The organism is Micromonospora sp. RTBAU3-60, assembly GCF_054963695.1.
This window is the reverse complement of sequence record NZ_JBUEGB010000144.1, coordinates 1-6,556: the sequence shown is the minus strand read 5'-3', so window position 1 is coordinate 6,556 and position 6,556 is coordinate 1. Positions and strand designations below refer to the sequence as shown.

The following is a 6,556-nucleotide window of genomic DNA, read 5'->3' as shown; positions in this document are numbered from 1 at the left end:
CCTCGGCCGCGCGATCTCCCCGCGGGCACCTCGGGCAGCGGCCTGCGGACCAGCGGCCTGGTCGAGCCTGGAGGCGGCGTGCGAATCCTGTTCGATGGCGGCATCGGGGTGCACTACGGACAGTTCTACGTCCTCGGCGACGACCTGATCGACATGACCGAGGCGTTCGCCGGGCAGTCGAACGGGCTGTGCGGAGCGGGCGTACCGGGTGGGCTCTTCCTAATCACGGGCACGGACACCGGCACCGTGGCCCTGCGCGTCGAGCGGCACGATCAGGAACCTCCCGTCCCGGGCGGCTGGGAGGAGGTCGTCGAGGCGTCGTACGCGCCGCCGGCCCCGACCGTGGAGCTCAGCGAATGGTCCGGTGCGCGGTCCAGGCCACTCGATCTCGGCGCCGGCGAGGGCGGTTACCGGGTCCGGTACTGCGCCTCCGGCCTGGCCGAGGCGCCGGGGACGGCGTACGGCGAGCCGACCCCGGACTTGTACCTGCTCCAGTTTTGGCCGGACGCCACGCCCCGCCCGGACGCCGTGCTCCGGCAGACCACGACGGCCGCCGCGTACTGGCACGACCACGCGCGTTCGCTCCCGCCGCCGCCGACGCCCGAGCAGCGGGCCGAGGCGGAGCGCCGCGCGCAGGAAGAGCGGGAACGCCGGCACGAGGAGTTCCGGCGGCAGGAGGAGGCGCGCCGGTGGGGTGGGCGGCCGCCCTCGGAGCGGCTACGCCGGGTGGTCGGCAACGTCTTCGGCATCGCCCGCCTGGACCGGGATCTCGTCGACGGCGTTGCCGAGGCCGACCCCGGGACGCAGCGAAGGATCGCGCACTGGGCGGCGCGGCACGCGTACGCGTACGCCGGGATCGCGGACCTGGACTGGCTGGTGCCGGCCTGGCAGGCGCTGGATCGGGGCGAGCCGCCGCCGGACTGGTGCGCCGACACGACGGGGATGTGGCGACGGATCACCGGCGGGGAGATCCGCCTCGAATCCCGGGTGCGGCTGGTGCCGTACTCGCCAGGCACCGCGCCGCCCGATCTGCTCTCCGGGCCCGTCGACCGGGCGGCGATGGCGTTGCCGGCGTTGGCCGCCGCCGCGTCGCCCGATCCGCTCCAGGCGGCGCTGGAGGCGCTCTGGGCGGCGGCGACGGCGTACGGCAAGGATGCGCCCGTGTTCCTCGCCGAGGTCCGGCGCGCCTTCCCGGCCCTCACCGCCCCGAGCGGCGGTCAGAGCGGGGACGGGTCGTCGCGCAGTCGGCTGTAGAGGTAGCCGTCGCGCCAGGCGCCGGCCCGGAACTCGCAGGCCCGCACCACACCCTCCAACTGGAAGCCGGCTTTCTCCAGCGACCGCTGCTCGGCGACGTTCTCCGGGTGGGTGCCGGCCTGGATCCGCTGCGCCGGGCTGTGCGCGAACAGGTAGTCGCAGAGCAGCGCCTGGGCCCGCCAGCCGATGCCCCGGCCACGCCACTCGGGCAGCAGGGCGATGCCGATCTCCCAGTACGGCGCGCGCCCACCGTAGCTGCCGGACAGGTAGCTGACGTAGCCGGCGGCCCCCTCCTCCGGCTCGACCTGCACGATCAGCTGGCCGTCCCGCTCGCCCAGGTACCCGTCCTCGGCGTACCGGCGGGCCGGCGCGCCCGCGTCCCGGAAGCCGCCCCAGTCCAACCCGATCAGCCCCGGCTCGGTGCGGAACCGGCGGAACATCGCAAGGTCGGGCTCGGCGACCGGGCGCAGCCGGACGGTGCGGCCGTCGGCCTCGTGCGCGATGCCGGCGAGCGACACGGGTGGTCCTGCTTCTGCCATGCCCGGCACGCTAGCGGCCGGGCGCGCCCGCCGCCGCCCCGCCGACCGGCGGGGCCGCGACGAGGTGCGGCAGGTCGGGGTGTCCCGACGCGCGGACAGCGCGACCTGCCGCAGGTCGCCCCGCCGGTCCACCGGCCCGCCGGGGAGTCAGAGCGCGACGATCGCGGCCGACTCCGGCGGCAGCTCGATGCCGTCGCGCATCACGGTGACCCCGCTCTCGGTGGCCAGGAGCACCCGGCGGACCACCCCGGGCAGGTTGATCCGCTGCGGCTTGCCGGCCAGGTTCGCCACCACCAGGCACTCGCCCCGGCGCATCAGCAGGAACTGGTCGCCGTGCCGGACCTCGACCCGGTTCAGCCGCGGGTCGGACAGGTCGGGGCGGCTCTTGCGCAGGGCGATCAGCCGCCGGTGGAAGTCGTACATCTCGCGGTGCTCGGGCTTGTCCAGCTCGGCCCAGTCCAGCCGGGACCGGACGAAGGTCTGCGGGTCCTGCGGGTCGGGCACCTCCCCCGCCGGCCAGCCGTGGGCGGCGAACTCCCGGCGGCGGCCGGCGGCCACCGCCGTGGCCAGCTCCGGCTCGGGGTGGCTGGTGAAGAACTGCCACGGGGTGCTCGCCGCCCACTCCTCGCCCATGAACAGCATCGGGGTGAACGGCGCGGTCATCAGCAGGGTGGCGCCGACGCGGAGCAGCCCGGTCGAGAGCGTCTGGGAGATCCGGTCACCGGTGGCCCGGTTACCGATCTGGTCGTGGTTCTGCAGGTACGCCACGAACCGGTGCCCGGGCGTGCGCTGCCGGTCGACCGGGCGCCCGTGGCTGCGGTTGCGGAAGCTGGACCAGGTGCCGGCGTGGAAGAAGGCCCCGGTCAGCACGTCGGTCAGGCATTCCAGCGAGCCGAAGTCGCCGTAGTAGCCCTGCCGTTCTCCGGTGAGCAGGGTGTGCAGGGCGTGGTGGGCGTCGTCGTTCCACTGGGCGTGCAGGCCGTAGCCGCCGGCCTCCCGAGGGGTGATCAGCTTCGGGTCGTTGAGGTCGGACTCGGCGATCAGCGACAGCGGCCGGCCCAGGTGGGTGGAGAGCGACTCGACCTCGACCGCCAACTCCTCCAGGAAGTGGGTGCCCCGCGAGTCGGGCATGGCGTGCACGGCGTCCAGCCGCAGGCCGTCGACGTGGTAGTCGCGCAGCCACATCAGCACGCTGTCGATGATGTAGCGGCGTACCCCGTCGGAGTGTGGCCCGTCCAGGTTGATGGTGCGGCCCCAGGGGTTGCTCTGCTCGGACAGGTACGGCGCGAACATCGGCGCATAGGCCCCGGAGGGCCCGAAATGGTTGTAGACGACGTCGAGGATCACCCCCAGCCCCCTGGCGTGGGCGGCGTCGACCAGCCGCTTGAGCCCGTCCGGCCCGCCGTACGGCTGGTGCGGGGCGTACCAGCAGACCCCGTCGTAGCCCCAGCTGTGCTCGCCGTTGAAGGCGTTGACCGGCAGCAGCTCGACCAGGTCGACGCCGAGGTCGACGAGGTGGTCGAGGCGGCCGACGACCGCGTCGAAGGTGCCCTCCGGGGTGAAGGTGCCGACGTGCAGCTCGTACAGGACGCTGCCGGGCAACTGCCGGCCGGTCCACCTCTGGTCGGTCCAGTGGAACGCCGCGTGGTCGTAGCGCCGGCTCGGCCCGTGCACGCCCGCCGGCTGCCAGGCCGACCGCGGGTCGGGCAGGGCCCGCTCGTCGTCGTCGAGCAGGAACGCATAGTCGGTGCCCGGCCCGGCGCCGGACACCTCGACCCGCCACCAGCCGCCGGGGCCGGGACGCATGTCGTGGTCGGCCCGGCCGGGCAGGCGCAGCCGGACCCGGGCGGCTTCGGGCGCCCACACCGTGAACTCGGTCATGCGGCGGCCTCCACAGAGTCGGTGGGAGCGAGGAGGGCGACGGGATAGGTGCTCAACAGATCATGAAGGAGCAGCTCAGACCCACTGTAGACCCGACCGGTGAATATGTCCGTAACACGGTGAACGGAAATCGACAGGGTCGTGTCCCGCCAGCCGCCGGTCCGGGCCAGCCGCAGGGCCGGCGGTGGCGTCGAGGTCGAAGCCGGGGCGTACCTGGACGCGGTCGGTGGACCCCACCCCCGTCGTCGTCGTGCTGTCGGATCCGGGGGGGGTGTCGGGCATGGGTCAGGCCGTCCTCGCCAGGACCAGCAGCGAGCGGTCGGGCACGCAGACCCTGCCGCCCGCCTCGACCAGCAGGGTCTTCTCCGGATCCGGGTCCGCGGTGCTGATGACCAGTTCCCACCGCGACCCGAACTCGGCCCCGGGCAGCGTGAAGTCCAGCGGCGCGTCGTGCGCGTTGAACAGCAGCAGGAAGGAGTCGTCCCGGTGGCGCTGGCCGTACTGGCCGCGTTCCGGGATGCCGTCGCCGTTGACGAAGAGGGCCACCGCGCGGCCGAAGTCGTTGCCCCAGTCCTCGCCGGTCATCTCCCGGCCCTGCGGTGTGTACCAGGCCAGGTCGGGCAGGGCGGAGCCGGCGGCCCGACCGCCCACCGGCAGCCCGGTGAAGAACCGGCGCCGGCGGAACACCTGGTGCCGGTTGCGGAAGTCGGTGAGCCGCCGGACGAAGTCGAGCAGGTCCTCGTCGGCCCGCGCCCAGTCCACCCAGGCCAGCTCGCTGTCCTGGCAGTAGGCGTTGTTGTTGCCGTGCTGGGTGCGGCCCAGCTCGTCGCCGTGGCCGATCATGGGCACGCCCTGGGAGAGCATCAGGGTGGCCAGGAAGTTGCGGCGCTGCCGGGCCCGCAGGGCGAGCACCGCCGGGTCGTCGGTCTCCCCCTCGACGCCACAGTTCCAGGAGCGGTTGTGGCTCTCGCCGTCCCGGTTCTCCTCGCCGTTGGCCTCGTTGTGCTTGTCGTTGTACGCGACCAGGTCGTTGAGGGTGAACCCGTCGTGGCAGGTGACGAAGTTGATGCTGTGGAAGGGCCGGCGGCCGTCGTCCTGGTAGAGGTCGGCGGAGCCGGAGATCCGGGAGGCGAACTCGGCCAGGGTGGCCGGCTCGCCGCGCCAGAAGTCCCGCACCGTGTCCCGGTACTTGCCGTTCCACTCGCTCCACTGCGGCGGGAAGTTGCCGACCTGGTAGCCGCCGGGGCCGACGTCCCACGGCTCGGCGATCAGCTTCACCCGGCTCACCACCGGGTCCTGCTGCACCACCTCGAAGAAGGTGGAGAGGCGGTCGACCTCGTAGAACTCCCGGGCCAGGGTGGCGGCCAGGTCGAACCGGAAGCCGTCGACGTGCATCTCGGTCACCCAGTAGCGCAGCGAGTCCATGATCAGCTGCAACGAGTGCGGGCTGCGGACGTTGAGGCTGTTCCCGGTGCCGGTGTAGTCGACGAAGCGCCGCCGGTCGTCCTCGCTCAACCGGTAGTAGCTGGGGCAGTCGACGCCCTTGAAGCTGAGGGTGGGGCCGAGGTGGTTGCCCTCGGCGGTGTGGTTGTAGACCACGTCGAGGATGACCTCGATGCCGGCCGCGTGCAGCGCCTTGACCATGCCGCGGAACTCCTGCACCTGCTGGCCGCGGCCACCGAGCGCGGAGTAGCCGTGGTGCGGGGCGAAGAAGCCGATGGTGTTGTAGCCCCAGTAGTTGCGCAGGCCCAGGTCGGCCAGGCGGTGGTCGTGCACGAACTCGTGCACCGGCATCAACTCGACCGCGGTCACCCCGAGCCGCTTGAAGTAGTCGATCATCACCGGGGAGGCGAGCGCCGCGTACGTGCCGCGCAACTCCTCGGGGATGTCGGGGTGGCGCATGGTCAGCCCGCGCACGTGCGCCTCGTAGATCACGGAGTGGTGGTACGGGGTGCGCGGCGGCCGGTCGTTGCCCCAGTCGAAGTAGGGGTTCACCACCACCGACCGGGGCATGAAGGGCGCCGAGTCGGTCTCCGACATCCGGTCCGGGTCGCCGCCCACCTCGTGGTCGTAGCCGGCCGCGTCCCAGGTGACCTCCCCGTCGACCGCCTTGGCGTACGGGTCGAGGAGCAGCTTGTGCGGGTTGCAGCGGATCCCGTTGGCCGGGTCCCACGGCCCGTGCACCCGGTAGCCGTAGCGCTGCCCCGGCCCGATCCCCGGCAGGTACGCGTGCCAGACGTACGCGTCGACCTCACGCAGTTCGACCCGGCGCTCGGCGCCGCCGTCCCCTTCGTCGAACAGGCAGAGCTCGATCTTCTCCGCCACCTCGGAGAAGATCGCGAAGTTCGTGCCCATCCCGTCGTAGCTGGCGCCGAGGGGGTAGCTCTCGCCCGGCCAGACCTGCATGTCGCTCCTTCGGCCCATGATCATGAGCGCACCGGACGGGCGGACCGCCGATGCGCGCCTCGCTAGTGCCCGCTCGCACGTTCCGCCAACCCACCCGTTCGGACGGTAACCGAAATCCATCCACCTGATATCGACCGAACCCTCGGGTGTCGTCCGTCACGATCGCCCTTTTTGGGGTGCGAGTTCGCGCGGGATGCCTTTTCCTGGTAAGCGGACGTGCGCGCAGCGCGGGTCCACTCGGCCTCTCGGCCGCCCTCACCACGCTTCCCACGCCGCCAGAGCCGCCGGCGCGTCCCAGCATGCATGGACGGAGATTGATGTGACCATCCTGCGGGTCGGCGAGCAGCCCGCCACCGCGACGGACCGGACCCACCTACCCACCCGCACCGCCCGCCCCACCATCCCGCCGCAGCCCGGCGTCCCGCCCCGGACCCGCCGCATCCTGATGCTGTCGTGGGAGTACCCGCCGGTGCTCG

Annotated in this window: 4 protein-coding genes; 1 reads left to right on the top strand and 3 read right to left on the bottom strand. The window is 72.6% G+C overall.

The genetic code is table 11. The features are described 5' to 3' along the window. Positions 1–1,254, top strand: a 1,254-nt coding sequence (locus tag ACY34I_RS39985) for a hypothetical protein (RefSeq protein ID WP_462760695.1), incomplete at its 5' end; no start/stop codon positions are given. Here the strand turns inward: ACY34I_RS39985 and ACY34I_RS39980 are convergent. The 3 genes from ACY34I_RS39980 to glgX form a co-directional block, all read right to left on the bottom strand. After that, positions 1,218–1,793, bottom strand: a complete 576-nt coding sequence (locus ACY34I_RS39980; protein WP_462760693.1) for a GNAT family N-acetyltransferase — start codon at positions 1,791–1,793, stop codon at positions 1,218–1,220. The two genes, ACY34I_RS39985 and ACY34I_RS39980, sit on opposite strands and share 37 nt — an antisense overlap. A gap of 147 nt (positions 1,794–1,940) precedes the next feature. Then, entirely contained in the window at positions 1,941–3,674 is a 1,734-nt protein-coding gene (treZ, locus tag ACY34I_RS39975; protein WP_462760691.1) for a malto-oligosyltrehalose trehalohydrolase, read from the bottom strand. A 285-nt stretch (positions 3,675–3,959) separates the two neighbouring features. Further along, entirely contained in the window at positions 3,960–6,080 is a 2,121-nt protein-coding gene (glgX, locus tag ACY34I_RS39970; RefSeq protein ID WP_462760689.1) for a glycogen debranching protein GlgX, read from the bottom strand. Positions 6,081–6,556: the final 476 nt, after the last annotated feature.